The sequence below is a fragment of the Pseudomonas lundensis genome, assembly GCF_015377145.2.
Taxonomy (GTDB): domain Bacteria; phylum Pseudomonadota; class Gammaproteobacteria; order Pseudomonadales; family Pseudomonadaceae; genus Aquipseudomonas; species Aquipseudomonas lundensis.
This window is the reverse complement of record NZ_CP062158.2, coordinates 3,043,068-3,065,467: the sequence shown is the minus strand read 5'-3', so window position 1 is coordinate 3,065,467 and position 22,400 is coordinate 3,043,068. Positions and strand designations below refer to the sequence as shown.

Below are 22,400 nucleotides of genomic sequence, written 5' to 3'. Positions count from 1 at the left end.
CGTTTACAGCGGGCTTTACCGAGCCACCTAGGGTTTCACGACCTCATAACGAACAGCCGCCAGAGCACCGCTGACGGCTTCTGATACTGCAATGCGCGTTGCCTTTTCGATGATGAGTGCAGACGTCTTGCCCGCCATTTCCACCTCTCTCACGGCGGCGCGGGCCTGCTCGATGTCGATGATTTGCGCCGATACCGCGCCCAGCTCGTCACGATCGGCGGTCAACTGGCGGCGGTCGTTGTTGGCCTGGAGCCGGGTGACAGTGCCCAGCGGGGCGCGCTGCTCGAACAGTGAGCGCCGGTCTACCCGCTCGGCGCTGCCTGCGCGCTCCAGTGCGTGGTTGGGGCGCGCCTCGATCATCGCCCGCACCCACTCGATTTCCTCCGGGCCGCGCTTCACGTCGTCCAGCTCGCGGATCTTCTCGCCCAGCGCGCGGACGGCTCAAGGCGGCGGGTGGTCATGAGGATGTGCGCGTGGTGGTTGCGCTGGTCGCCCTCCCGGTCGGGCGTGTGGGCGGCCAGCGTTCCGGCTGTGCCGTAGCGGTCGGCCAGTGCCTGTGCGATGCCCTGGGTAAGCTCCCGACGCTGGGCCGGTGACAGCTCGGCGCGCAGGGCCACCAGCACCTCGCGGGCCACGCGGGCATTCTTGCGAACCTCGGCGTCCTCGACCCGGTTCCACAGCTCGGCGGGCGGCTGCGGGGCCATGCCCTCGGACGAAAAACTGGCGACGTGCTGCCCATCCTGCCAGAGATGATGCGGCCCAACATTTCGGCCTACTACACGCCTGAGATGCTCCAGGAGCGAATTGCCCAATGCCCCCTCGATGCTGAGCTGGGCATCATGATTTGGGATATGGGCTGAAACTAGGGCACGTGCCTCAAACCTGGTTGCCCGCAAGCGAAGCAGCCCTTGCACGGCCCTGAGGCTTTAAACGGCGTTAGAAGGGCGCACAGCGACTGGAGGGCCGCTCGATCTCCACTAGATCGCGGTACTTGCCTCCCCAGGCTAACGCGCTGCGCTTGTTGGGCGTCTGCCAGCACAGCGCCCGTCGGGCACTGCACTGACGATGGCTTCCAATCAGGCACAAATTTCGGCTTTAAGAAGCTCGAGAATGGAATACCCAGCGCAATTTGGCCAATGATCCTAATCAGGACTCGACCTACCGTTTGCGCGTTGAGGCCCTGCAAAAGGTGATTGACGGTATCCCGCACTTTAAATACTGGATCGCCCAGGCCACTAACGAACAGCATGCCCTGCAACAAGCCCGGCAACAGCAGGCGTTGGCGCAACAGCAAGCCGACTTGGCGCAGGAGCAGGCACGCGCCCTCGCTCTGCAAGAGCAACAGCAGCAGGCGGTAGCGCATCAGGAGCGCCAGGCCAGAGGGCAATGGCTGTTTTGGATAGGTTTGGTGTTTGCCGCAATCGTGGCCGGGTGGGTCTGGCATCGGTTTATCCGTCACCGCTGCCCGTCATGCAAAAGCTTGAATGTTCACTGCACAGGGCAGGCAGAGCTGGATAGGTTCAAAGGCCGAATCAAAGTGCGAGAGAAAAATTCGCGCGGCACCAATACCCGTTTTATGAACACGACCTTTGTCATCAATCGCTATGACTACGCGTGTGACGAGTGCGACCACACGTGGTCCGAAAAGAAGAAAGAAGAGTTGGGGGCCTGAGCCAAACCGCGGAGGTTACTCGTCGCGGCCTTCCATCATGGTGCGTTTGAGCATCACATAGACGGCGCCTGCGCCGCCATGTTTGGCCTGGCACGAGCAAAAGCCCAGCACCTTGGAGTGCTGGCGCAACCAGGTGTTGACGTGGCTCTTGATCATCGGGCGTTTGCCGTCAAGGCGTACGGCCTTGCCGTGGGTGACGCGCACGCAGCGCACTTCCAACTGGGTCGCTTCGGCCAAAAAGGCCCACAGTGTTTCGCGGGCCTTTTCAACGGTCATGCCGTGCAGGTCAAGGCTGCCTTCAAAGCTGATCTGCCCCAGTTTGAGCTTGCGCATCTGGCTTTCTTGCACGCCGTCCCGGGCCCAGTGCAGGTGATCTTCGGGGCCGACATCAATCACAAACTGATCGGACAAGCCGTCAATGATGGTCTCATTGCTGCGCACAATTGCGTTTTGCCGCAACTTGGCCAGTTGCGCACGGTCGGCTTTGGGTTTGCCTGTGTCAGCGCGATCATGTTTGATCGGCTTTACACCGCGGATTTCGTTTTTGAACAGGGAAAAGTCGTCGTCTTGCATGTCAGCCTCCGCGAAGGGGCGCCAGTTTACCGAAGTCGACGCCCCGCGTGCGGCAGATCTGCCTTAATCGTGTTTTTTCATCAAGTGCGCAGACATGCTCAGCCCAAGCGGTTGGCGCATGTAACGACGGCGCCGGCGCCACATCCATCCTCCAAGCCAGGTCACCAGCAAGCCCAGACCCGCGATCAAGGCCGCCCCGGCGGGGCTGGCGTTGAGTTCACCCAGGGCCGGTGAATGCCCGATCAGGCTCGCCAGACCGGTCAGTGTCATCAGCAGGCCACACAGCGTGATCAGCGCTGCAATCGTCAGTACAAAACGCGAACGCCAGTTGCTGGGGCCTTTGGGGCGTAAACGTCGCGCATCAAAACCATCGGAGATCTTCATTCCGATCTTTCCTTAAAGAGTATCGGGCCTTCGACCGGGAGAGTCGCATCTTGTTCCTGAATGGAATGGGAAATAGATGTGAGGTATGTAGGAAAGGGGTGATACGGATAGGCGGTCAACATCAGCCGCCTATCAGTTGGCGTCAGATCAAATCAGATCACGGGTGCGGGCGAGGGTGGCGAAGTTGTCGTTCATGATGGCCATCTCCGTACGCTGCACATCAACGGCCGGGATGATGCCGTCGCGGGTCGGCAGGTCGCGGGTGGCGCAGGCGTCTTCTACCAGGGTGCAGCGAAAGCCGTAGTCCTTGGCGGCACGCACCGTGGTGCTGACGCTGGAATGGCTCATAAACCCGCAGACGATCACATCCAGGGGGCCCAGGTTTTCCAGGGCTTTTTGCAATCCGGTGTCGTTGAAGGCATTGGGCATGCGCTTTTCGATAATCACCTCGTCGCCTTGTGGCTCCAGGCCTTTGATGAACGCACCGCGCTCGCCTTGCGGGTCAAACAGGCCGCCGACGGTGCCCAGATGGCGGATATGAACCACGGGGCGTTTGGCTTTACGGGCGGCTTCGAGCAGCAAGGCGATGTTGGCGGTGGCTGCTGGCATGCCGGACAAGGCCAGAGGGCCTTCCAGGTACTCGTTTTGCGCATCGATGATCAACAGGCTGGCATTGTTCAGAGTGGCAGCGGCATAACCACGTCCGGTCAGTTGAAACATCGTTTTTAAAGCAGGCATTCGGGGCTCCTTTGTGTGGGGCTTTTGCGACATTCTCCACTGACGGGACGGTTATGTGAATGGTCATTCTTGAAAACGGCGTGGATGCTGGGCTGTAGCCGTGTCAAGCGCTGTATTTGAGTCGTTGGAATGTGCCAAACCGTCCAGGTGCAGCGTTTGCGATGCGCGAATTGGCTCGCGGGGTCGACCGCCGGGCACAACTTTGGCCGCGCCGGGGTTTGGCTGATAGAATCGTCGGTCGATTTTGAGGAGTAAGTCCGTTGATCACTTCCCGTCTGCGCACACTGCGCGACCATATTCGTTGGGCCGTCAGCCACTTTCATGGGGAAGAGCTGTTCTTCGGTCATGGCACCGACAATGCGTGGGACGAAGCCCGCCAACTGGTGCTGGGTGCGTTGAACCTGCCGTGGGAAATCGCTGACAGCTATCTGGACTGCCGTCTTGAAGATGATGAGCTGGTTAACCTGCAACATTTGTTGAAACGTCGCATCGAAGAACGCATTCCGACCGCTTATTTGCTGGGCGAGGCCTGGTTCTGCGGGATGTCTTTCATCGTGGATGAGCGTGTGCTGATCCCGCGCTCGCCGATTGGCGAGTTGATTGAAAAACGGTTTGAGCCGTGGCTGGGTGCCGAACCCGCCCGTATTCTGGATTTGTGCACGGGGTCGGGTTGTATCGGTATTGCCTGCGCCTATGAATTCCAGAACGCTGAAGTGGTGCTCGCGGACCTGTCGTTTGAAGCGCTGGAAGTGGCCAACCAGAACATTGAGCGTCACGGCGTCGATGAGCGTGTCTACACCGTGCAGGGCGACGGTTTTGAGGGGCTGCCGGGGCAGCGCTTCGACCTGATCGTGTCCAATCCGCCGTATGTGGATGCAGAAGATTTCGCCGATATGCCTGCTGAATACCAGCACGAACCCGAGCTTGGGTTGGCCTGTGGGGACGATGGTTTGAACCTGGTGCGGCGCATGCTGGCCGAGGCGGCCGATCACTTGACCGACAAAGGCCTGTTGATCGTGGAAGTGGGCAACAGCCAGGTGCACGTTGAATCGCTGTACCCGGAAGTTGATTTTGCCTGGCTCGACTTTGAGCGCGGCGGTCACGGCGTGTTCATGCTCACTGCCGAGCAATGCCGCGACCATCAGGCGCTGTTCGCCTCGCGGGTGTAGACCCCGAGCTGTTACTGGCGGCATCCGGCGGGCACGTGAGGCCGCCGGTGCAGCCTGTGATCTGGGGCAGGTCAGCGGTGTGTTGCAATCCAGATCAACAGCCCGGCCTGAAACACGGCGAACGCCACCAGGCACGTGATGGTGAAACGCAGCCCGGTGTCTTCACGCTGGAACTTGCTGACCTTTTCTTCTTTCTCGCGCAGTTTGACTTCCTGTTCCTGCAAGGTTTGCTCGGCCTGTTGCAGCATTTGCGCGGCTTCAAGAATTTCCACGAACTGTACTTTTTCGGTGTTCCAGTTGTTCAGCAGCTCGCCCACCTGGACGCCTTCGATGCTGGCTTTCAAGTGTTGGGCATCGGCGTACACCACATCAAACCCATGCATGCGTAAAAAGTGGTCGCGGCGCAGGCGCGTGTCTTCGTTCAATGCGTCCTTGCTGGCCAGCGGCATGCCGTCAACGCTGTATTTCGACCATTTTTTCTGGGCCCACAGAATGCCTTGAGCCATCAGGAAGCGGCCGATGCCACGGTTCCACGGTTCGACTTGCAGGCCGCTTTGCGGGCTGATGCTGACGCGTTGGGTGTCATGGTCGACCCAGATGTCGAGCTGGTTTTGTTCTTTGCGCACGCGCTGACCCGGCAACAGGATGCTCATGCGTAACAGGCTATGTTCTTTGTTATGGCGTTCGGCATAACCGAACTGCACGAAGCGCAGGGGGCGGCCGCCGGTATTGCGGTCAGTTTGCAGGGGTGCAAGCCGCAGCATTTTGAAATGCTCGGGTTGCACCTCCGCCCACGGGAGCGGGGGCGCTTCGGGAGTCGCCGGCTCTTGAGCTTCGGCGGGTTTTTGTGGGGTGTCGGTCATAACGGCAAAATCCTGTGCAAGCCCGGTATGCCGGCAAAGCAAAGGCTGCCGACATAGGCTTATCGGCCGTTATGCGCAGGACTGGAGGGTTACCCGATCAGCGATCGATGACTTTAGTGATAAAGCGCACAATTCTGTCACCCAGTTCACTGGATAATCGCTGGTTCGGATCGTTGTAGGACTGCACCTGACGTTTCATGTCCATGGGGACGATGCGCATGACATGGTTCATGCCCTCGATCAGTGCCAGGTCAGCGTCCGGCTTGGCGGCCTTGAGCAGTCGCGCGTCGTTGACGTCGACCTGAATGTCGTGGGTGCCCTGAATAATCAAGGCGGGCATTTTCAGAGCGGCGAACGCCTTGGCCGGGTCGTAGCGCAACAGGCTGATCAGGTAGGGCTGCACGCTGGGGCGGAAGATCACTTGCAACGCTTCGGGCACGTTGTCGTCAGTGCGGCCGCTTTCAAGGGTGTGGATCAGCTCAACGCTGCGTTGCAGCAGGCCGGGTGGCATGTTGTTGCGTTGCAGTTGTTCGCGCAACACTTGGCCCACGGGCCGCGCGGTCCCTGCGATGGAGATCACGCCTGCCGCGTCCATGGCTGGGGCTGCCAGGCTGGCAATCAGCGCGCCCTCGCTGTGGCCCAGCACGAACACATCCGCAAAGCGTGGATCGGCCTTGAGCAGGTTGCCCCACGCCACGGCGTCGGTAACGTATTGGTCAAGGTTGAGGGTGCGCTCGTCCGGGGCAGCGGGCTGGCTTTGGGCGATACCGCGCTTGTCGAAGCGCACGCTGGCAATGTTGTTTTGCGCAAGACGCCAGGCGAGTTTCTTCAGGCTGTCATTGCGTCCGCCCTGCGTATTGTTGCCGTTGCGGTCAGTCGGGCCCGAACCTGCAATGATCAGCACCACGGGCACCGGCTTGTCGCTTTTGGGCAATACCAGCGAGCCATACAGCGTGCCCGTAGGCGTGTTCAGCTCGATGGGGCGCAACAGCACGGAAGGGGACGCAGCATTCGCCACGCCACTGAAGAGGGTGAGTACCACAAGCAGAATCCTGAACATCATTTCGCCATCTATGACTGAGTGCCGGTTGGACAGACCCGGATGAATAAGGTTCGAGGATGAACTACTGGGGCAGCCTGCGTATACTGGCGCGCTTAGTTATCCCGGCTGAGCCCGATCGGCTGATTTTCACGGAGCGCCCTGCATGTCCGGCAATACCTACGGCAAGCTGTTCACTGTCACCACCGCTGGCGAAAGCCATGGCCCGGCGTTGGTCGCCATTGTTGATGGCTGCCCGCCAGGGCTTGAGCTGTCCCTTGAAGATCTGCAGCGTGACCTGGACCGCCGCAAGCCGGGCACCAGCCGTCACACCACGCAGCGTCAGGAAGCGGACGAAGTCGAAATCCTGTCCGGCGTGTTCGAAGGTCGCACCACCGGATGCGCCATTGGCCTGCTGATCCGCAACACCGACCAGAAGTCCAAGGACTACTCGGCGATCAAAGACCTGTTTCGCCCGGCCCATGCCGACTACACCTATCACCACAAATATGGTGAGCGTGATTACCGTGGCGGCGGCCGCAGTTCGGCCCGCGAAACGGCCATGCGCGTGGCGGCCGGTGCTATCGCCAAGAAGTACCTGGCCACCCAGGGCATCGTGATTCGTGGCTACATGAGCCAGTTGGGTCCGATTGAAATTCCGTTCAAAACCTGGGATAGCGTCGAAGAAAACGCGTTCTTCAGCCCTGATCCGGACAAAGTGCCTGAGCTGGAAGCCTACATGGACCAGTTGCGCCGCGATCAGGACTCGGTCGGCGCCAAGATCACCGTGGTGGCCGAAGGCGTAATACCGGGCCTGGGCGAACCGATTTTCGACCGACTGGATGCAGAACTGGCCCATGCCCTGATGAGCATCAACGCGGTGAAGGGCATTGAAATCGGCGCCGGTTTTGCCAGCGTTGCCCAGCGCGGTACCGAGCATCGCGACGAGCTGACACCCCAAGGGTTCCTCAGCAACAATGCCGGTGGCATCCTGGGTGGCATTTCCTCCGGCCAGCCTATCGTGGCGCACCTTGCCCTCAAGCCCACGTCGAGCATCACCACGCCCGGCCGTTCGATTGATGTGCACGGCAACCCGGTGGATGTCATCACCAAAGGCCGTCACGACCCGTGTGTCGGCATCCGTGCCACGCCCATCGCAGAAGCAATGATGGCCATTGTGCTGATGGACCATTTGTTGCGCCATCGCGGCCAGAACGCCGACGTGCGTGTCAGCACGCCTGTGCTGGGCCAGTTGTAATGCAGGGGCTGTTGAGCGCCACGGTCTGACGACGGTGGCGACACTTCCGTACTGGCGTTTGTCCGGTTTCTATCTTTTTTACTTCGCTTTGCTGGGAGCCACAGCGCCATTTCTGGCGCTGTACTTCCATCACCTCGGGTTTTCCAGTGCGCGCATCGGCGAACTGGTGGCCATTCCCATGCTGATGCGCTGCGTAGCCCCCAACCTGTGGGGCTGGCTGGCGGATTACACCGGTCAGCGTCTGCTGATCGTGCGCGTGGGTGCGCTCTGCACCTTGTTCAGTTTTGCCCTGATTTTTGTCAGTAAAAGTTACGCGTGGCTGGCGCTGGTCATGGCTTTGCATGCGTTCTTCTGGCACGCGGTGCTGCCGCAATTTGAAGTCATCACCTTTGCCCACCTGCGTGAGCAACCCGAGCGCTACAGCCAGATCCGCCTGTGGGGGTCGGTGGGCTTCATCCTGACGGTGGTGATTCTGGGCCGGGTGTTTGAAGGGTTGAGCCTGGACGTGTACCCGGTGACGCTGGTCGTGGTTATGGCCGCGATTGTGCTGTGCAGCCTGTGGGTGCCCAATGCGCAACCTTCCAGCGGCAATCGCAAGGCGCTGGCGGACGGTTTTTTCAAGCAGCTGCGCAGCCCCGGTGTGCTGGCTTTTTATGCGTGTGTGGCCCTGATGCAAATGAGCCATGGCCCGTATTACACCTTCCTGACCCTGCACCTTGAATCCCTGGGGTACAGCCGTGGAATGATCGGGTTGTTGTGGGCGTTGGGGGTGGTGGCCGAAGTGCTGATGTTCATGGCCATGCGCCGCATTCTCCTGCGCTTTTCGGTGCGCCGCGTGTTGCTGTTCAGTTTTCTCACGGCAGGGGTGCGTTGGCTGTTGCTGGGTTCGTTTGCCGAGCACTTTTGGCTGCTGTTGCTGGCTCAGCTCATGCACGCGGCGACCTTCGGCAGTTTTCATGCGGCCGCCATGACCTTTGTTCAACGCAGTTTCGGGCCGGGCCAGCAAGGTCAGGGACAAGCCCTGTACGCGACACTGGCCGGGGTCGGCGGCGCAGCAGGGGCGCTCTACGCCGGATATGCCTGGAACACCCTCGGCCCGACTATCACCTTTAGTATGGCCAGCGTCGCAGCGCTGGCCGCAGCCGTTATCATTGCCACTCGACTGCAAGAGGACAGGCCATGAGCCTTACCCGTGAACACCTGAGCCTGGAAATCATTGACGCCGGGCGCTTTTTATATGGCCGCGGCTGGTCGCCAGCCACCAGCAGCAACTATTCCACCCGGCTCTCGGCCAGCGAAGCGCTGCTGACGGTATCGGGTAAACACAAAGGCCAATTGGGCCTTGATGACGTGTTGGCCACCGATATGGCGGGCAACAGCCTCGAGCCCGGCAAAAAACCGTCCGCTGAAACCCTGCTGCACACCCAGTTGTATAACTGGCGCCCAGACATTGGAGCGGTGCTGCATACCCACTCGGTGAATGCGACCGTGCTCTCGCGCTTGACGCCTGGCGACAGCATCACGTTTGAAGATTACGAACTGCAAAAAGCGTTCAGCGGGGTGTCGACTCACGCCTCGCGTGTGCACGTGCCGATCTTCGATAACGATCAGGACATCACTCGCCTGGCGCGCAACGTTCAGCCCTGGCTGGATACGCACCCCGACTGCGTGGGCTATCTGATTCGCGGGCATGGTCTCTACACGTGGGGGCCGCGCATGAGCGACGCCCTGCGCCAGATCGAAGCCTTTGAGTTTTTGTTTGAATGTGAACTGAAAACCCGCGCCGTGCTCCACCGTTGAGGCAACGTGGCCCGCAAGCGCTGTCCCCCTGATTTGAACGGCACGCTGAGCCGTGTGTAAACGCTCAAAGCGTGCCGCAGCCGAGGAATAACCCTTTATGAGCAGTTTGTCTGTTTATCACGTTTCAAGCCCTGAGCTGCCGAACAAGGTATTGACCCACGTTGATGACATCGCCGCCACGCTCGCCGAGCAGGGCGTGCGTTTTGACCGCTGGCAAGCGGCAACGCCTATCCAGCCGGGGGCCAGTCAGGAAGAGGTGATCAACGCCTACCGTTCGCAGATCGATCAGCTGATGAGCGAGCGGGGCTACGTCACGGTCGATGTGATCAGCCTCAACAGCGATCATCCGCAAAAAGCAGAATTGCGCGCCAAATTCCTCGACGAGCATCGCCACGCAGAAGATGAAGTCCGTTTTTTCGTGGCTGGCCGTGGTCTGTTTACCTTGCACATCGATGACTACGTGTACGCGGTGCTGTGTGAAAAGAATGATCTGATTTCTGTCCCGGCAGGCACGCCACACTGGTTTGACATGGGTGAGCACCCGCATTTTGTCGCCATCCGCCTGTTCAATAACCCTGAAGGCTGGGTCGCCAATTTTACCGGTGAAGACATCGCCAGCCGTTTCCCGCGCCTCGAAGATTAAGGAATCTCGCATGCCCATCAAGGCCATCCTGACCGATATTGAAGGCACCACCAGCGCAGTGAGTTTTGTCTTCGACGTGTTGTTTCCCTACGCAGCCCAACACCTGCCCGCCTTTATTCGCGAGCATGCAGAAGACCCCGAAGTCGCGATGCAACTGGGGGCTGTGCGCCTGGACAGCGGTGAACCCGAGGCCGACGTGGAGCGGGTGATAGAAATTCTGCAGCAATGGATCGCCGAGGATCGCAAGGCCACGCCGCTAAAGGCGTTACAAGGCATGATCTGGAAGCAGGGCTATGAAGCGGGCGAGTTAAAAGGACACGTCTACCCCGATGCCGTGGCGGCGCTCAAGGCCTGGCACGAGCAAGGGTATGCGCTGTACGTGTATTCGTCGGGTTCGATTCAGGCGCAGCAACTGATTTTCGGTTGCTCGGAGGCGGGCGACCTGACGCCGTTGTTCAGTGGCTACTTCGACACGACCTCCGGGCCCAAGCGCGAAGCGCAATCGTATCGCCACATCACTGAAGCCATTGGCTGTCCGGCGGGGAAAATTCTGTTTCTCTCCGACATCGTCGAAGAACTTGATGCCGCGCAACAAGCGGGCATGCAAACGTGCGGCCTGGCGCGTGACGGAGGCGAGCTGACGGGGCACAAAACCGTGCGCAGTTTTGCCGAGATCGATCCGCCATTGGTGTGAAGACGGCGGCGCAATAAAAAGCCAGCAGGCGCTGTATTAGCGTGTGCTGGCTTTTGCGTTCAGGGCGTTACTCAAGCGTTGTGATAGGTCGGCAGTGCAAAGCGGTTCTGACTTTGCAGCAGCGAAATCGTAGGCAGTTCACTGGCCTGACCCGCGAGGTCGCGACGAATCGCGCTAATCACCCACGTCAGTTGCTCGGCGGTGTGCAGTTGAGCGTAAGAAATAGAGCGCTGGGTCTGCTTGCCATCACTGTCACACAGCGTCAGCAACACACCGCCATCCGGGCGGGCTTTGGTGGTGACGGTGTAGTTCGAGAACAGCGATGCGAATTTTTCTTGAATCATGCTCATGTCTTTCAGCTCCATTAGCTCATGAAGGGCTTGCATGGAGTAGGTATTGCAGTGATTGTGCCACTATTGGTTTTTTAAAAAATCCTTATAAATCAATAGGTTGAAGTTGTATCAAAATACCCCTGTCGTGCATTCTGCATGAATGGCCATCGTGCATCCTGCATTTTGCCCAATTTGCGCAGGGGTTAAAGCGGGCCTGGTTTCTACTAAAGAGAAAAACCGCGGGTGATGATTTTTGTCTATCGCCTCTTTGCGTAAAAAAGGGATGACATGCCCGGCACGTCTCAGGAAACTACGTTCTTTTTGTAGCGCATCTGGAGCCTCAAATGTCAGACACCCCCGCAGCCGATCAACCACGGCAGATGACCCCGGAAGAAGCAGCCGATTTTGCCGAACAGGTATTCAACAAAGCCCGCGAAGGGGATGCCGCCATGCTGGCCGCGCTGCTGAGCAAAGGCTTGCCGGCGAACCTGCGCAATCACAAGGGCGACACCCTGCTGATGCTCGCCAGTTACCACGGGCATGTGGATGCAGTGAAAGTGCTGCTCGAACACAAGGCCGACCCTGAAGTGCGCAATGACAATGGCCAGAGCCCGATTGCCGGTGCTGCGTTCAAAGGCAATCTGGAGATGGTCAAAACATTGGTCGAGAACGGTGCTGACATTGAAGGTGCGTCGTTTGACGGACGCACGGCGTTGATGATGGCGGCGATGTTCAACCGTACTGAGATCATTGACTACTTGATCAGCAAAGGGGCGGATCCAAAAGCCAAGGATGCCAATGGCATTACCGCACTGGATGCGGCCAAAACCATGGGTGCGACCGACTCGGCGGCTCAACTTGAAAAGCTGTTGGGCTGATGCCCTGCCTTGAGGGCCGCAATTGATATATCCTGCGCGCCCTCAAATTTCCCTGCGACAGGCCGTGCCCATGAAAACCACACTCGTTGAACTCATCAGCAAAATCAGCTCGGGGTGCATGGGCGAGGACGAAATCGTCAAGATCGCTGATGAAGCGGCCCAGGCTTACGCCGACCCTGAGGGGTTTCTGGCTAACAATCCGGATATCAACTACGACGAGACCTTCCCGATTCCGCTGGGGGAGTGGGTGGTGATTGGCAGCCTGCCTGAGACCGTGTTGTTTCAGGCAGACACCTACATGGATGTTTTCGCTCAGATCGTGGCGTCTTTCGGCCCCGGTGTGGCGTTCAATATCAAGCCCAAGCAGTTGGCCAAGACCGAGCCCTTGACTGCTTTGAACCGTATTCAAATCCAGATGGGCAGCATGAACCCGGAGAACGGTGGTTATGTGCTGATGAACCTCAGCCAGCCGCTGGATGACGAGATTCAGGTTGTGCTGGTCTATGGCAATGACGTACAGCGCGTACTTCAATTGTGTGCCGAGGTCGGCATCAAGGCCGAGTCGTCGCTCGAAGCCCTGAAAGTGGCGGTTCACGTTTAACCACCCGCGATTGAATAAATAACGGAACCCTTGAAAGCACTGACTATCCTAAGGGAACAAGCCCTTCACTCAGGAGCGTCATCATGGGTTCCACGTTCAACGGCCTGATTGGCCTGATCATTCTGGCTCTGGATATCTGGGCCATCATCAACGTGCTGAAAAGTGGCGCTGAAACCGGGATGAAAATCCTCTGGGTGTTGCTGATTATCTTCCTGCCGGTATTGGGGCTGGTGATCTGGGCCATTGCGGGCCCGCGCGGCAATGTCAGGGTTTAACCTGCATTGAGTGACCTGCCGCACAAAAAATGCGGCAGTTCAGGGTGTTTGTCCGCCTCAAGGTTCGACCTGTCATCTTCCCCGAAGTAGAATGCGCGCCTTTCTTGGGCAATTGAACGTGTGTGCCGCGCTGCGGCGTGCAGTTTGACTGTCGATCATGGGCGGGTGACCGTCCGTTGCCACCAGCATTCAAGGGGACTTCCCATGACCGAAGTTAAAACCGACTATCTCGAAACGCTGTACCAGGGCTACGGCCAGCGCTTTCGCATGGACAAGTTGCTGCACGAAGTGCGCACCGACCACCAGCACCTGGTGATCTTCGAAAATCCGGTGATGGGGCGCGTCATGGCTCTGGACGGCGTCATCCAGACCACCGAAGCCGATGAATTCATCTACCACGAAATGCTCACCCATGTGCCGATCCTGGCCCACGGTTCGGTCAAGCGCGTACTGATCATCGGCGGCGGCGACGGCGGCATGCTGCGGGAAGTGACCAAGCACCGCGGCATCGAGCACATCACCATGGTCGAGATCGACGGCACCGTAGTGGACATGTGCAAAACGTTTTTGCCCAACCACTCCAACGGCGCCTACGACGATCCACGTCTCAACCTGGTGATCGACGACGGCATGCGTTTTGTGGCCACCACCGAAGAAAAATTTGACGTCATCATCTCGGACTCCACCGACCCGATCGGTCCGGGCGAAGTGCTGTTTTCGGAGAACTTCTACCAAGCTTGCCATCGTTGCCTGAATGAAGGCGGTGTGCTGGTCACGCAAAACGGGACGCCGTTCATGCAAATCGTAGAAGTGAAAACCACGGCCGGGCGCCTGCGCAGTCTCTTTGCTGACTGGCATTTTTATCAGGCTGCCGTGCCGACCTACATTGGTGGCGCGATGACCTTCGCCTGGGGCTCCACCGACAGTGCCTACCGCAAGCTCCCGCTTGAAACTTTGCGTCAGCGGTTCGCAGGCAGCGGGATCGTGACGCGTTACTACAATCCCGAGGTTCACATCGGAGCATTTGCCATGCCGCAGTACGTGTTGCAGGCCATCAATAAAGCAAGTAACGATTAAAAAGCTGAAACACAAGAAAGGGCCGAAAGGCCCTTTCTTGTGTTTCAAAATATGCTTTAAACAAAATTTTCACGTTTCATTTAAGAGAATCCGCGCCAGTATTAACGCGCATCGTCTTGCTTGAAGGGCTCTGGAATGATGCTTTCGCAACGCCCCGGAGTCTGATTCTGCGCTGCACCCGCACCTCGCCAGTGTTCAACCACAGGCGATTGTGCAACATTTGCCCACCGCGCATGTACACCCCACGGCACTGCCTCGCGGCAGCGTTGCCAGGGCGCAAGATGCGCACTCGATGTCACACCAACCGAATCAATGGGTCCTAAAACGACATGGCAAACCCGGACGCCCTAAGACAACCCAACGCTGGAATGCGTGGGTTGCAACCGACCGTCAAATCGCATCTGGCTTTTACGCTGTTATGCGCGTTGGTCATGATGGTGATGTTTACCCTGCTGCGGGTTGCATTGCTGGTTTATAACCGGGAAATGATCCTCGACACCCCCGCGTCGACTTTTCTGGAAGCGTTCGCCAATGGCTTGCGCTTTGACCTGCGGATCGTGGTGTACCTCAGCATCCCGTTGCTGTTGGCCTTGCTCAGCGTAAAAGCGATGGCCCAGCGCGGCGTGATGCGCTTCTGGTTGACCGCTGCATCGAGTCTGGCACTGTTTTTGGGCCTGATGGAGATGGACTTCTACCGAGAGTTCCATCAACGGCTTAACGGCTTGGTCTTCCAGTACGTGAAGGAAGACCCGAAAACCGTGATGAGCATGCTGTGGTATGGCTTCCCGGTAGTGCGTTACTTGCTGGCGTGGGCGGTGGGCACCGGGGTGCTGTACTTCGCTTTCCGCGGGGTTGACCGCGCCACGCGTCCGGCACTGCCGGCTGCCGGTACTGGTGCTGTTCGTGCAGCCGCTCCGTGGTATGCGCGGATTGCCGTGTTTGTGGTGGTGTTGTTGGTGTGTGTGGTTGCCGCACGTGGCACCTTGCGTCAAGGCCCTCCGCTGCGTTGGGGCGATGCTTACACCACCGATTCCAATTTCGCTAACCAGTTGGGCCTCAATGGTTCGCTTTCTTTGATCGCCGCAGCGAAGAGCCGGTTCTCTGACGAGCGCACCAACATCTGGAAGGCCACGCTTGAAGATCCCGTCGCAGTGGGCACTGTGCGTGACATGCTGCTAACCGAACACGACAAGCTGGTCGATCCGGATACGGCCCCCGTGCGTCGCGACACCACGCCACCTGCGGAGCGAACGCTGCCGATCAAGAACGTGGTGGTTATCCTCATGGAAAGCTTTGCTGGCCACTCGGTTGGTGCGCTGGGCCGCCCGGGCAATATCACGCCTTACTTCGACAAACTGTCGAAAGAGGGGCTGTTGTTTGAGCGCTTTTTCTCCAACGGCACGCACACCCACCAAGGCATGTTTGCCACGATGGCGTGCTTCCCGAACCTGCCGGGTTTTGAATACCTGATGCAGACGCCGGAAGGCAGCCACAAGCTCTCGGGCTTGCCGGAACTGCTGGGCGCCCGCAATTTTGATGATGTGTATGTCTATAACGGCGACTTTGCCTGGGACAACCAGTCCGGTTTCTTCAGCAACCAGGGCATGACTACCTTCGTAGGGCGCAACGATTTCGTTGATCCTGTGTTCTCTGATCCTACATGGGGTGTGTCCGATCAGGACATGTTCAACCGGGGTCTTGAAGAGCTGAAAAAGCGTGAGGGCAAGGCGCCTTTCTACGCACTGCTGCAAACCTTGTCCAACCACACGCCGTATGCGTTGCCGACCCCCTTGCCGGTTGAGCCTGTGACGGATCGCGGCTCGTTGAATGAGCATTTGACGGCCATGCGCTACTCCGACTGGGCGTTGGGCCAGTTCTTTGAAAAGGCCCGTAAGGAGCCGTACTTCAAGGAAACCCTGTTTGTCGTCGTCGGTGACCATGGCTTTGGTAACGAGCAGCAAATCTCTGAAATGGACTTGGGCCGCTTCAACGTCCCATTGCTGTTCATCGGGCCGGGGATTCAGGAAAAATTCGGTCCACGCAGCGACATCGTGGGGACTCAAGTGGATATTGTGCCCACCATCATGGGTCGCCTGGGCGGCGAATTTCGCCAGCAATGCTGGGGTCGCGACCTGTTGACGTTGCCTGCGGGCGACAAGGGCAGTGGTGTGATCAAGCCGTCGGGCAGCGATCAGACTGTCGCTATCATCAGCGATGATCACTTGTTGGTTCAGCCAAAGGACATGCCGGCCAAAGTGTGGCAATACACGTTGGGTGCCAACCCTGAAGCCAAGGTGGTGAACGATTCTGCACACGAAGCCGAACTCAAGCAAAAGCTGGAGTCATTCCTGCAGACGGCCACCAAAAGTCTGCTGGATAACACCGCCGGTGTGGCTGATCCCAAATAAGCCATCACCCAATAAAAAAGAGGCCTGAGGGCCTCTTTTTTATTGTGCGTAGAACAGGTTAAAGCGCTAGATCTTGCCGAGTAACAAGAGAATCAGCAGGACGACCAGTACGGCACCAATAATCCCTGAAGGTCCATAACCCCAGTTTTTAGAGTGAGGAAACACGGGGAGCCCGCCAACAAGCAGCAGAATCAGGATGATGAGAAGAATCGTGGTCATGGTGAATTCCTTATTAATGGGATCAAGCAACAAGCAAGGTGTCAGGGGGCGCTGCTTGAGAAACAAGGGTGGGCAGTGCTTATAACGTCCGACTGCGACGAGACGGGATTAATTCAAACTTATTTAAGTTGATTCAAAAATTCAGGCATTGCCGGGGTTCGGGCGTGCAGGTAGGGTGGCCCGCTTGCTGATTGCTCGAGGTTAAACATGCTCAACTATGTCTGGTTTTTTTTAGCGGCCCTGTTTGAGATTGCTGGTTGTTATGGCTTCTGGATGTGGTTGCGTCAGGGCAAGAGTGCGTGGTGGATGGTGCCTGCCGTGTTGAGCCTGGCCCTATTTGCCTTGCTGCTGACCAAAGTCGAAGCTGCGTACGCAGGGCGTGCTTATGCTGCGTATGGCGGTATCTACATCATCACGTCCATTGCATGGCTGGCCGCGGTGGAAAAAGTCAGGCCGCTGGCTACCGATTGGGTCGGGGTGGGGTTATGCGTGATCGGCGCGACCATCATTTTGCTGGGACCGCGTTTCACCAGTGCTTGAAAGGCGGTGCAGAAGGGGGGGGCTTTACGGGTAGGAGTGTAGGGTTTTGGATTTTAGGATGTAGGAATTGTTCTTTGTAGAAGTAGGTGTGGGATGTTTTTCGTTGTAGGGATTGAAGCGTGTTTTTGCGCGATGCAGTCTTGATGCCCACCCATCAAGCAGAGATGAGCGCCATGCTGATTCTGAGCCGTTCAGTCGGCGAATACATTTCAATCAACCAGGACATCACGGTCCGGATTGTGGCCGTCAATGGCAATCATGTGCGCTTGGGGATAGAGGCGCCCAAAGACGTGAGCGTGCATCGGGCTGAAGTCTATGAACGTATACGTCAACAGCAAGGCGCAGCGGTATCCATTCACACTGCGCGCAAACGTTAATCGAAGAATTCTTTTGGCACGGCATGTTTGGGCATTAACTGGCATTGCTGGCTTTCAAGGTCAAAGAAAATCACCGCCTGACCTTTGCTCAGGGCTTGGCGAACGCGCAGTACGCGGGTTTCCTGAGGTGTGTCGTCGCCATTATCCGTGCCATCACGGCTGACGAAATCTTCAATGAGGTGAGTCAGTGTGTCGGGTTCAAGTTGGTCGTAGGGGATAAGCATGAGGGGTTCTCTTGATCAATGCGCAGATGCTACTGGCACCCGTCGCCCGGTGCCAGTACTCAAACGTGCTCAAGCGCTAGCGAGTGAAGATCCCGCGCCCCTTCAGGCGGTCACGGTCGTGGGCCGAGGTAAGGCTCAGATCAGGCCCCTTGGGGATGATCCCCGTGGGATTAATCGTACGGTGGCTGGCGTAGTAATGACCTTTGATGTGAGTAAAGTTCACGGTCTCACTGATACCGGGCCATTGATACAGCTCACGTAGCCAATTGGACAGATTGTCGTAATCGTCGATTCTGCGCGCATTGCATTTGAAGTGGCTGTAGTAGACAGCGTCGAACCGGATGAGGGTGGTGAACAGGCGTATGTCGGCTTCCGTCAGGTAAACGCCCGCTAGATAGCGATGTTCTGCCAGGTGCTGTTCAAGGTGGTTGAGTTCGTTGAACACATCGTCGAAGGCGCTTTCATACGCCGTTTGGGACGTGGCGAAACCGGCGCGATAGACACCGTTATTGAGGGCGGGGTAGATACGTTCATTCCAGCCATCTACGTCGTTCGTCAATGCGGTCGGGTACATGTCGAGTCGATTGCCCGTCAGGGGGTCAAAGGCGTTATTGAACATGCGAATGATATCCGCCGATTCATTGCTGACGATGCGCTTTAGATGGGTATCCCAAAGTACCGGTACGGTGACGCGGCCGGTGTAATCGGGCGTGTCGCGTGTATACAGCTGATGCAGGAAGTCAGCGTTATTCAGGTGGTCGCCACTGGAGCCGTAAGCGCGATCAAACGTCCAGCCATTTTCCAGCATCAGCCAGCTCACCACGGACACGCCGATCAAGGGTTCGAGGCCCTTGAGGGTGCGGGTTATCAGCGTGCGATGGGCCCATGGGCAGGCCAGAGAAACGTATAAATGATAGCGACCGGTCTCGGGTGCGAAACCGCCAATTCCGGTTGGACCGGGCGCGCCATCGGGCGTGATCCAGTTTCTGCGCTGTGCCTGCTCTCGCTGGAACGCACCGTCTTTGCTGCTTTCATACCATTGGTCATGCCAATGCCCATCAATTAATAAGCCCATGTGAAGCTCCTGGCGGTTTCGCTTTGGAGTTCAGTCTAATGGTCTGAGTTCGAACGAATAGCGCAAAACGTGGGCGTAACCCATCGGTTAAATCGATTTGTTGCGGTTTTCCCAATACGTTTTGGCAATGACGAAGGCCTGTTCCCGGGGCGTGCCCAGCCCGCGCAAAGCCAGGGCCATGGTCGATAACAGAGCCTTTTGCGCATAGCTGTCTTCGAAGTCCCCGCGCCAAAAGGCCTTGAGTTGCAGTGTGTCCAGAAAGGCGGGTTTCACGTGCCGCTGTGCCGATAACGCCGGCCACTCTTCGTCCCAACTAAGGCCATTAGCCGTGCCATACAGGTGGCTGATCGAGTCGGGGTTGATCTCGATCTCACCGCCATCCCCTTTCACCACGATGCAGGTGTCACCCAGCAGCGTGCTGGCTTCGCGGTGCACGCTTTGATAACCCGGATGGAAAATGCTTTGCAGTCCACAGCGGGCGTGGAGCGGATTAAGCAGGCGCGCTAATGAGTGAATCGGTGAGCGAAGGCCGAGCGTGTTGCGCAAATCGATCATGTGTTGCAGCTGTGGTGCCCAGTCCTGTAAAGGGAAAAAGGCCAGATTGTACTGCTGCAAGGCGCTTTCGACCTGTGCCCAGTCGCGGCACAGCGCAATGTTCAATTCGTCGAGCAGTTGCTCGCTGTAAAGGCGCCCGGCCGTATGAGCTCCTGCGCCATGCATCAAGATGCGCACGCCGTTCTGGGCCAGGCATTTTGCCGCAAGCAAGTACCACGGCAGATGGCGTTTTTTGCCCGCGTAGGTGGGCCAGTCGAGATCAACAGGAATGGTCGGCGCAGACAGTCGTTCCCGGACCGCATCCACAAAACCGGCCAGCTCTTGCGGGCTTTCCTCTTTGTGCCTGAGCAGCATCAGGAAGGCGCCTAGCTGGGCCTCTTCAGTTTTCTCGTCGAGCAACATGCCCATCGCTTCATGCGCTTCTTCACGGGTCAGGTTGCGCGCGCCGCGTTTACCTTTGCCCAAAATGCGTACGAATTGAGCGAAAGGATGTTCGGCGGGAGTGGTTAGCGTCAGCGCAGCAGGGGTGTTCATAGGCAGTTGGTCGGTTTGGGCAGGCCCGCCAGTTTTGCGGCGAGTTTGGCAGGGGTGCCGTTGAACAGGCGATTGAGGTGCAGGCTGTTGCCTTTTTCTGCCCCCAGTTTGAGCGCGGTGTATTTGATCAAGGGCCGCGTGGCGGGCGAGAGCTGAAACTCGTCGTAGAAGTTGCGCAGCAGCTGCAGAATCTCCCAGTGGTCCGGGGTCAGCTCGATGTCATTTTGCACCGCCAGTGCCGTGGCCACCTCGGGCGACCAGTCATTCAGGTCGGCCAGATAACCGTCCTTATCCAGCTCAATGGATCTGCCGTCGAGAGTGAGGACCGTCATAGCCAGGTGTTGACCTTGTCATAGTGAAGGGACAGTTCGACAAATGCAGGGTAGTCGACGCGTGTAGCCCACTCCGGGGGCAGGAGGTTGCGGGCTTGCAGGTCTTCATCGAGCACGTAAAGGTTGAGTGCCGGGCTCATGTTATCGAGCGTCTCGCGAGGGAGGGTGCCCGGTTGGAGGGCATAAACAGCATCGCCACAGAGCAGAATGCCGTCGATAGCCGAGAGTAGACGCAAGCAACTTCCGAGGCGCGTATCAGAAAAAGGAGAGTGGCTCAAAACATGTAAGGTCGACATCAGAGGGTTATCACCTGGTCATGACGGGCGATGAGAGCGCTGATTTGTTGTGTGGACAAAGTCTGCACGCCCTCTACGGCCAACGCTGTGGGTGCGAGTCCGCGCTCGTGGAGGCTGGCGTCGCACGCGAACAAATCGTCTACGCCGAACATCGACAACGCCTGCAAATTGGCCGTCAGGTTCTTTTGTTCAAGGGCGGTGGGGTGTTGCTCAGGCAACAGCTGAAACACGCCGTCGTCGAGGAATAGAAGCCCAATCGGGAGGTCGAATGCGCCGCCCGCGAGCGCGATGTCCAAGGCTTCACGCGCGCCCAGGCCAGACCACGGTGCTTGTCGGCTGATAATCAGTAACGATTTGGGCATCTTAATCCCCTCCAAAACAGATCAGCCGATCCGCAGCCTGAATGGCATCGTGCAATTGGCCGAGGCCGGACAAATCCCAAGGCGCTGTCAAATTCACTGCTGAGCGCTGATAGCGCGTGGCCTCTGCCTCATTCAGCACACCTCGACGCAAGGCGGCGGCAATGCAGACCACGCCATCCAGTTGGTGTTCAGACACAAAAGCTGCCCATTGCTGTGCGAGATCAGGCTCATCTTGAGGCGTTACGATGTTGCTCGATGCGCTATACACGCCGTCCTGATAGAAGAACAGGCGCACAATTTCATGTCCGCCAGCCAAAACGGCTTCGGCAAAGCGCAGGGCTCGCCGGGAAGAGGGCGCATGGGCCGCAGAATATAGGGCGATAGCAAATTTCATGGGGTGCTCTCTGCAAAACTCGCGCAATGATAAAGCCACTAGGCTCAAGATGCTTGCACCAGGCAGCAAAAAGCCCGCCGAGGCGGGCTCTTGCCAAACAACTGCTGGATCAGTCGTCGCGGCTCATGATGCCGAAAATTTGCAGCAAGCTGATGAACAGGTTGTAGATCGACACGTACAGGCTAATGGTCGCCATGATGTAGTTACGTTCGCCGCCATTAATGATGGCGCTGGTCTGGAACAGAATGCAGACCGAAGAGAACAGCACAAAACCGGCGCTGATAGCCAACTGCAATCCGCTGATCTGGAAGAAGAAGCTCGCCAGCGTTGCACCCAGCAGTACAAAGAAACCCGCAGTGATAAAACCGCCCAGGAAACTCATGTCTTTGCGGGTGATTAACACATAAGCAGACAGGCCGCCGAAAACCAGAGCCGTCATCGCAAAGGCAGAACCCACGACCTCAGCGCCGCCTTGCATACCCAGGTAACGGTTAAGGATCGGGCCGAGCAGGAAACCCATAAAGCCCGTCAGTGCAAACGTCGACACCAGGCCCCACACCGAGTCACGCAGCTTGTTGGTGAGAAAGAACAGACCATAAAAGCCGATCAATACAACGAAAATGTTTGGGTAACCGACACGCATCTGCTGCGCGACGAAAGCCATCACACCGCTAAAAGCGAGGGTTAAAGCCAGTAAACCGTAAGTGTTGCGCAGGACGCGGCTAACCTCTAGCTGCTCGGCCTGCACGCTGTTATTAACTGCGTAATCCTGTTCGCGCATGGCGATACTCCTGTGTATTGAAATGTTAAGTAGCAAAGATCATAGCAGAGGCTCTGCAACAAGCGATCAAGAGAGTTTGACAACGTGTTTCGTTCAGGTATTATGGCGCCCGCAACAACGTTAGGAGGTGTGGCCGAGTGGTTTAAGGCAACGGTCTTGAAAACCGTCGACTGTAACAGGTCCATGAGTTCGAATCCCATCGCCTCCGCCATATTGCTACACCGACAGAGCCCGTCCTAGACGGGCTTTGTCGTTTTCGGGGTTTGAGAAAGGGTGCTGCTGAAAGGGGATTTTGGGTGATGTGTTC

31 protein-coding genes and 1 tRNA gene are annotated in these 22,400 nt (G+C 57.7%); 15 read left to right on the top strand and 17 right to left on the bottom strand.

The genetic code is table 11. The features are described from left to right. Window positions 1–27 precede the first annotated feature (27 nt). Together IF654_RS23005 and IF654_RS23000 are read right to left on the bottom strand one after the other, a co-directional pair. A complete protein-coding gene (locus IF654_RS23005) occupies window positions 28–399 on the bottom strand; it encodes a hypothetical protein (protein WP_052892959.1) in 372 nt (123 codons plus the stop codon). After that, window positions 396–812 (bottom strand): MobA/MobL family protein, encoded by a 417-nt coding sequence (locus IF654_RS23000; RefSeq protein ID WP_230683709.1) that lies wholly within the window; start codon window positions 810–812, stop codon window positions 396–398. Before IF654_RS23000 ends, IF654_RS23005 begins: the two co-directional genes overlap by 4 nt. 317 nt (window positions 813–1,129) lie before the next feature. On the opposite strand from IF654_RS23000, the gene IF654_RS14310 reads away from it, so the two are divergent. Then, entirely contained in the window at window positions 1,130–1,672 is a 543-nt protein-coding gene (locus IF654_RS14310; RefSeq protein ID WP_052892957.1) for a hypothetical protein, read from the top strand. A 15-nt stretch (window positions 1,673–1,687) separates the two neighbouring features. Here the strand turns inward: IF654_RS14310 and IF654_RS14305 are convergent, their stop codons facing one another. From IF654_RS14305 to IF654_RS14295, 3 genes are all read right to left on the bottom strand, one after another. Continuing rightward, entirely contained in the window at window positions 1,688–2,245 is a 558-nt protein-coding gene (locus IF654_RS14305) for a Smr/MutS family protein (protein WP_047275818.1), read from the bottom strand. 63 nt (window positions 2,246–2,308) lie between these two features. Beyond that, a complete protein-coding gene (locus IF654_RS14300) occupies window positions 2,309–2,629 on the bottom strand; it encodes a hypothetical protein (protein ID WP_047276221.1) in 321 nt (106 codons plus the stop codon). A gap of 147 nt (window positions 2,630–2,776) precedes the next feature. Continuing rightward, entirely contained in the window at window positions 2,777–3,367 is a 591-nt protein-coding gene (locus tag IF654_RS14295) for a cysteine hydrolase family protein (RefSeq protein WP_047275815.1), read from the bottom strand. A gap of 260 nt (window positions 3,368–3,627) precedes the next feature. Here IF654_RS14295 and prmB point away from each other — a divergent pair, with 260 nt between their 5' ends. After that, window positions 3,628–4,536 carry a 50S ribosomal protein L3 N(5)-glutamine methyltransferase gene (prmB, locus tag IF654_RS14290; RefSeq protein WP_047280855.1) on the top strand — a complete coding sequence of 303 codons (909 nt, stop codon included), beginning with the start codon at window positions 3,628–3,630 and terminating at the stop codon, window positions 4,534–4,536. A gap of 71 nt (window positions 4,537–4,607) precedes the next feature. Here the strand turns inward: prmB and IF654_RS14285 are convergent, their stop codons facing one another. Both IF654_RS14285 and IF654_RS14280 read right to left on the bottom strand, forming a co-directional pair. Beyond that, the gene (locus IF654_RS14285) at window positions 4,608–5,399 is read right to left on the bottom strand and encodes a hypothetical protein (protein ID WP_047275812.1); all 792 of its coding nucleotides are present in this window, start codon (window positions 5,397–5,399) and stop codon (window positions 4,608–4,610) included. Window positions 5,400–5,496: 97 nt separating this feature from the next. Then, window positions 5,497–6,462, bottom strand: a complete 966-nt coding sequence (locus IF654_RS14280; RefSeq protein WP_047275810.1) for an alpha/beta hydrolase — start codon at window positions 6,460–6,462, stop codon at window positions 5,497–5,499. A gap of 142 nt (window positions 6,463–6,604) precedes the next feature. Here IF654_RS14280 and aroC point away from each other — a divergent pair, with 142 nt between their 5' ends. The 5 genes from aroC (at window position 6,605) to mtnC (ending at window position 10,833) form a co-directional block, all read left to right on the top strand. Then, window positions 6,605–7,696: a chorismate synthase gene (aroC, locus tag IF654_RS14275; protein ID WP_047275808.1), complete on the top strand. Its 1,092-nt coding sequence runs from the start codon at window positions 6,605–6,607 to the stop codon at window positions 7,694–7,696. A 34-nt stretch (window positions 7,697–7,730) separates the two neighbouring features. Further along, the gene (locus tag IF654_RS14270; protein WP_047282766.1) at window positions 7,731–8,879 is read left to right on the top strand and encodes an MFS transporter; all 1,149 of its coding nucleotides are present in this window, start codon (window positions 7,731–7,733) and stop codon (window positions 8,877–8,879) included. Further along, on the top strand, window positions 8,876–9,496 hold the full coding sequence (locus IF654_RS14265; RefSeq protein ID WP_047275805.1) for a methylthioribulose 1-phosphate dehydratase: 621 nt from the start codon (window positions 8,876–8,878) through the stop codon (window positions 9,494–9,496). Before IF654_RS14270 ends, IF654_RS14265 begins: the two co-directional genes overlap by 4 nt. Before the next feature lie 97 nt (window positions 9,497–9,593). Continuing rightward, a complete protein-coding gene (locus tag IF654_RS14260; RefSeq protein WP_047275802.1) occupies window positions 9,594–10,139 on the top strand; it encodes a 1,2-dihydroxy-3-keto-5-methylthiopentene dioxygenase in 546 nt (181 codons plus the stop codon). Window positions 10,140–10,149: 10 nt separating this feature from the next. Next, complete coding sequence (gene mtnC, locus IF654_RS14255; protein ID WP_047282765.1) at window positions 10,150–10,833, top strand: acireductone synthase; 684 nt, start codon at window positions 10,150–10,152, stop codon at window positions 10,831–10,833. A 71-nt stretch (window positions 10,834–10,904) separates the two neighbouring features. Here the strand turns inward: mtnC and IF654_RS14250 are convergent, their stop codons facing one another. Next, on the bottom strand, window positions 10,905–11,183 hold the full coding sequence (locus IF654_RS14250) for a DUF3509 domain-containing protein (RefSeq protein WP_047276189.1): 279 nt from the start codon (window positions 11,181–11,183) through the stop codon (window positions 10,905–10,907). A gap of 326 nt (window positions 11,184–11,509) precedes the next feature. On the opposite strand from IF654_RS14250, the gene IF654_RS14245 reads away from it, so the two are divergent. The 5 genes from IF654_RS14245 (at window position 11,510) to IF654_RS14225 (ending at window position 16,404) form a co-directional block, all read left to right on the top strand. Then, window positions 11,510–12,043, top strand: coding sequence for an ankyrin repeat domain-containing protein (locus IF654_RS14245; RefSeq protein WP_047275798.1), 534 nt, complete (start codon window positions 11,510–11,512; stop codon window positions 12,041–12,043). A 70-nt stretch (window positions 12,044–12,113) separates the two neighbouring features. Next, on the top strand, window positions 12,114–12,644 hold the full coding sequence (locus IF654_RS14240) for a hypothetical protein (RefSeq protein WP_194862291.1): 531 nt from the start codon (window positions 12,114–12,116) through the stop codon (window positions 12,642–12,644). A gap of 83 nt (window positions 12,645–12,727) precedes the next feature. After that, window positions 12,728–12,919, top strand: a complete 192-nt coding sequence (locus IF654_RS14235; RefSeq protein ID WP_047275793.1) for a PLDc N-terminal domain-containing protein — start codon at window positions 12,728–12,730, stop codon at window positions 12,917–12,919. A gap of 204 nt (window positions 12,920–13,123) precedes the next feature. Further along, on the top strand, window positions 13,124–13,996 hold the full coding sequence (gene speE, locus IF654_RS14230) for a polyamine aminopropyltransferase (RefSeq protein WP_047275790.1): 873 nt from the start codon (window positions 13,124–13,126) through the stop codon (window positions 13,994–13,996). Window positions 13,997–14,325: 329 nt separating this feature from the next. Further along, window positions 14,326–16,404, top strand: a complete 2,079-nt coding sequence (locus IF654_RS14225; RefSeq protein WP_047280850.1) for an LTA synthase family protein — start codon at window positions 14,326–14,328, stop codon at window positions 16,402–16,404. A gap of 66 nt (window positions 16,405–16,470) precedes the next feature. Here IF654_RS14225 and IF654_RS14220 read toward each other — a convergent pair whose 3' ends face one another. Then, window positions 16,471–16,623, bottom strand: coding sequence for a DUF3309 family protein (locus IF654_RS14220; RefSeq protein WP_047282763.1), 153 nt, complete (start codon window positions 16,621–16,623; stop codon window positions 16,471–16,473). Window positions 16,624–16,830: 207 nt separating this feature from the next. Between IF654_RS14220 and IF654_RS14215 the strand changes: the two genes are divergently transcribed. Together IF654_RS14215 and csrA are read left to right on the top strand one after the other, a co-directional pair. Continuing rightward, window positions 16,831–17,163, top strand: coding sequence for a YnfA family protein (locus IF654_RS14215; protein ID WP_047282762.1), 333 nt, complete (start codon window positions 16,831–16,833; stop codon window positions 17,161–17,163). Window positions 17,164–17,336: 173 nt separating this feature from the next. Continuing rightward, window positions 17,337–17,540 (top strand): carbon storage regulator CsrA, encoded by a 204-nt coding sequence (csrA, locus tag IF654_RS14210; RefSeq protein WP_047277029.1) that lies wholly within the window; start codon window positions 17,337–17,339, stop codon window positions 17,538–17,540. Here csrA and IF654_RS14205 read toward each other — a convergent pair. The 8 genes from IF654_RS14205 to IF654_RS14170 all read right to left on the bottom strand — a co-directional run bounded on the left by IF654_RS14205 (window position 17,537) and on the right by IF654_RS14170 (window position 22,093). After that, entirely contained in the window at window positions 17,537–17,764 is a 228-nt protein-coding gene (locus tag IF654_RS14205; RefSeq protein ID WP_047275783.1) for a YheU family protein, read from the bottom strand. The two genes, csrA and IF654_RS14205, sit on opposite strands and share 4 nt — an antisense overlap. A gap of 76 nt (window positions 17,765–17,840) precedes the next feature. Further along, window positions 17,841–18,839: a glutathione S-transferase family protein gene (locus IF654_RS14200; protein ID WP_194862292.1), complete on the bottom strand. Its 999-nt coding sequence runs from the start codon at window positions 18,837–18,839 to the stop codon at window positions 17,841–17,843. 87 nt (window positions 18,840–18,926) lie between these two features. Continuing rightward, window positions 18,927–19,928: a glycosyl transferase family protein gene (locus tag IF654_RS14195; RefSeq protein ID WP_194862293.1), complete on the bottom strand. Its 1,002-nt coding sequence runs from the start codon at window positions 19,926–19,928 to the stop codon at window positions 18,927–18,929. Continuing rightward, the gene (locus tag IF654_RS14190; RefSeq protein WP_047280847.1) at window positions 19,925–20,260 is read right to left on the bottom strand and encodes a TusE/DsrC/DsvC family sulfur relay protein; all 336 of its coding nucleotides are present in this window, start codon (window positions 20,258–20,260) and stop codon (window positions 19,925–19,927) included. Before IF654_RS14190 ends, IF654_RS14195 begins: the two co-directional genes overlap by 4 nt. Further along, window positions 20,257–20,556, bottom strand: a complete 300-nt coding sequence (gene tusB, locus IF654_RS14185; protein ID WP_047275776.1) for a sulfurtransferase complex subunit TusB — start codon at window positions 20,554–20,556, stop codon at window positions 20,257–20,259. The genes IF654_RS14190 and tusB overlap by 4 nt, the downstream gene beginning before the upstream one ends. Further along, entirely contained in the window at window positions 20,556–20,918 is a 363-nt protein-coding gene (gene tusC / locus IF654_RS14180) for a sulfurtransferase complex subunit TusC (protein ID WP_047275774.1), read from the bottom strand. The genes tusB and tusC overlap by 1 nt, the downstream gene beginning before the upstream one ends. Window position 20,919: 1 nt before the next feature. After that, window positions 20,920–21,312, bottom strand: coding sequence for a sulfurtransferase complex subunit TusD (gene tusD, locus IF654_RS14175; RefSeq protein WP_047282758.1), 393 nt, complete (start codon window positions 21,310–21,312; stop codon window positions 20,920–20,922). Between the two features lie 109 nt (window positions 21,313–21,421). Then, complete coding sequence (locus tag IF654_RS14170) at window positions 21,422–22,093, bottom strand: Bax inhibitor-1/YccA family protein (protein ID WP_048366141.1); 672 nt, start codon at window positions 22,091–22,093, stop codon at window positions 21,422–21,424. Between the two features lie 123 nt (window positions 22,094–22,216). On the opposite strand from IF654_RS14170, the gene IF654_RS14165 reads away from it, so the two are divergent. Then, a tRNA-Ser gene (locus tag IF654_RS14165) sits at window positions 22,217–22,304 on the top strand. The last annotated feature ends 96 nt before the right edge of the window (window positions 22,305–22,400 follow it).

Bases quoted from the DNA above. Each gene is read 5' to 3' on its own strand.
- IF654_RS14305 (WP_047275818.1), bottom strand. From the start codon at position 2,245: ATGCAAGACGACGACTTTTCCCTGTTCAAAAACGAAATCCGCGGTGTA.
- IF654_RS14300 (WP_047276221.1), bottom strand. From the start codon at position 2,629: ATGAAGATCTCCGATGGTTTTGATGCGCGACGTTTACGCCCCAAAGGC.
- IF654_RS14295 (WP_047275815.1), bottom strand. From the start codon at position 3,367: ATGCCTGCTTTAAAAACGATGTTTCAACTGACCGGACGTGGTTATGCC.
- IF654_RS14285 (WP_047275812.1), bottom strand. From the start codon at position 5,399: ATGACCGACACCCCACAAAAACCCGCCGAAGCTCAAGAGCCGGCGACT.
- IF654_RS14280 (WP_047275810.1), bottom strand. From the start codon at position 6,462: ATGATGTTCAGGATTCTGCTTGTGGTACTCACCCTCTTCAGTGGCGTG.
- aroC (WP_047275808.1), top strand. From the start codon at position 6,605: ATGTCCGGCAATACCTACGGCAAGCTGTTCACTGTCACCACCGCTGGC.
- IF654_RS14265 (WP_047275805.1), top strand. From the start codon at position 8,876: ATGAGCCTTACCCGTGAACACCTGAGCCTGGAAATCATTGACGCCGGG.
- IF654_RS14260 (WP_047275802.1), top strand. From the start codon at position 9,594: ATGAGCAGTTTGTCTGTTTATCACGTTTCAAGCCCTGAGCTGCCGAAC.
- mtnC (WP_047282765.1), top strand. From the start codon at position 10,150: ATGCCCATCAAGGCCATCCTGACCGATATTGAAGGCACCACCAGCGCA.
- IF654_RS14250 (WP_047276189.1), bottom strand. From the start codon at position 11,183: ATGAGCATGATTCAAGAAAAATTCGCATCGCTGTTCTCGAACTACACC.
- IF654_RS14245 (WP_047275798.1), top strand. From the start codon at position 11,510: ATGTCAGACACCCCCGCAGCCGATCAACCACGGCAGATGACCCCGGAA.
- IF654_RS14240 (WP_194862291.1), top strand. From the start codon at position 12,114: ATGAAAACCACACTCGTTGAACTCATCAGCAAAATCAGCTCGGGGTGC.
- IF654_RS14235 (WP_047275793.1), top strand. From the start codon at position 12,728: ATGGGTTCCACGTTCAACGGCCTGATTGGCCTGATCATTCTGGCTCTG.
- speE (WP_047275790.1), top strand. From the start codon at position 13,124: ATGACCGAAGTTAAAACCGACTATCTCGAAACGCTGTACCAGGGCTAC.
- IF654_RS14225 (WP_047280850.1), top strand. From the start codon at position 14,326: ATGGCAAACCCGGACGCCCTAAGACAACCCAACGCTGGAATGCGTGGG.
- IF654_RS14220 (WP_047282763.1), bottom strand. From the start codon at position 16,623: ATGACCACGATTCTTCTCATCATCCTGATTCTGCTGCTTGTTGGCGGG.
- IF654_RS14215 (WP_047282762.1), top strand. From the start codon at position 16,831: ATGCTCAACTATGTCTGGTTTTTTTTAGCGGCCCTGTTTGAGATTGCT.
- csrA (WP_047277029.1), top strand. From the start codon at position 17,337: ATGCTGATTCTGAGCCGTTCAGTCGGCGAATACATTTCAATCAACCAG.
- IF654_RS14205 (WP_047275783.1), bottom strand. From the start codon at position 17,764: ATGCTTATCCCCTACGACCAACTTGAACCCGACACACTGACTCACCTC.
- IF654_RS14200 (WP_194862292.1), bottom strand. From the start codon at position 18,839: ATGGGCTTATTAATTGATGGGCATTGGCATGACCAATGGTATGAAAGC.
- IF654_RS14195 (WP_194862293.1), bottom strand. From the start codon at position 19,928: ATGAACACCCCTGCTGCGCTGACGCTAACCACTCCCGCCGAACATCCT.
- IF654_RS14190 (WP_047280847.1), bottom strand. From the start codon at position 20,260: ATGACGGTCCTCACTCTCGACGGCAGATCCATTGAGCTGGATAAGGAC.
- tusB (WP_047275776.1), bottom strand. From the start codon at position 20,556: ATGTCGACCTTACATGTTTTGAGCCACTCTCCTTTTTCTGATACGCGC.
- tusC (WP_047275774.1), bottom strand. From the start codon at position 20,918: ATGCCCAAATCGTTACTGATTATCAGCCGACAAGCACCGTGGTCTGGC.
- tusD (WP_047282758.1), bottom strand. From the start codon at position 21,312: ATGAAATTTGCTATCGCCCTATATTCTGCGGCCCATGCGCCCTCTTCC.
- IF654_RS14170 (WP_048366141.1), bottom strand. From the start codon at position 22,093: ATGCGCGAACAGGATTACGCAGTTAATAACAGCGTGCAGGCCGAGCAG.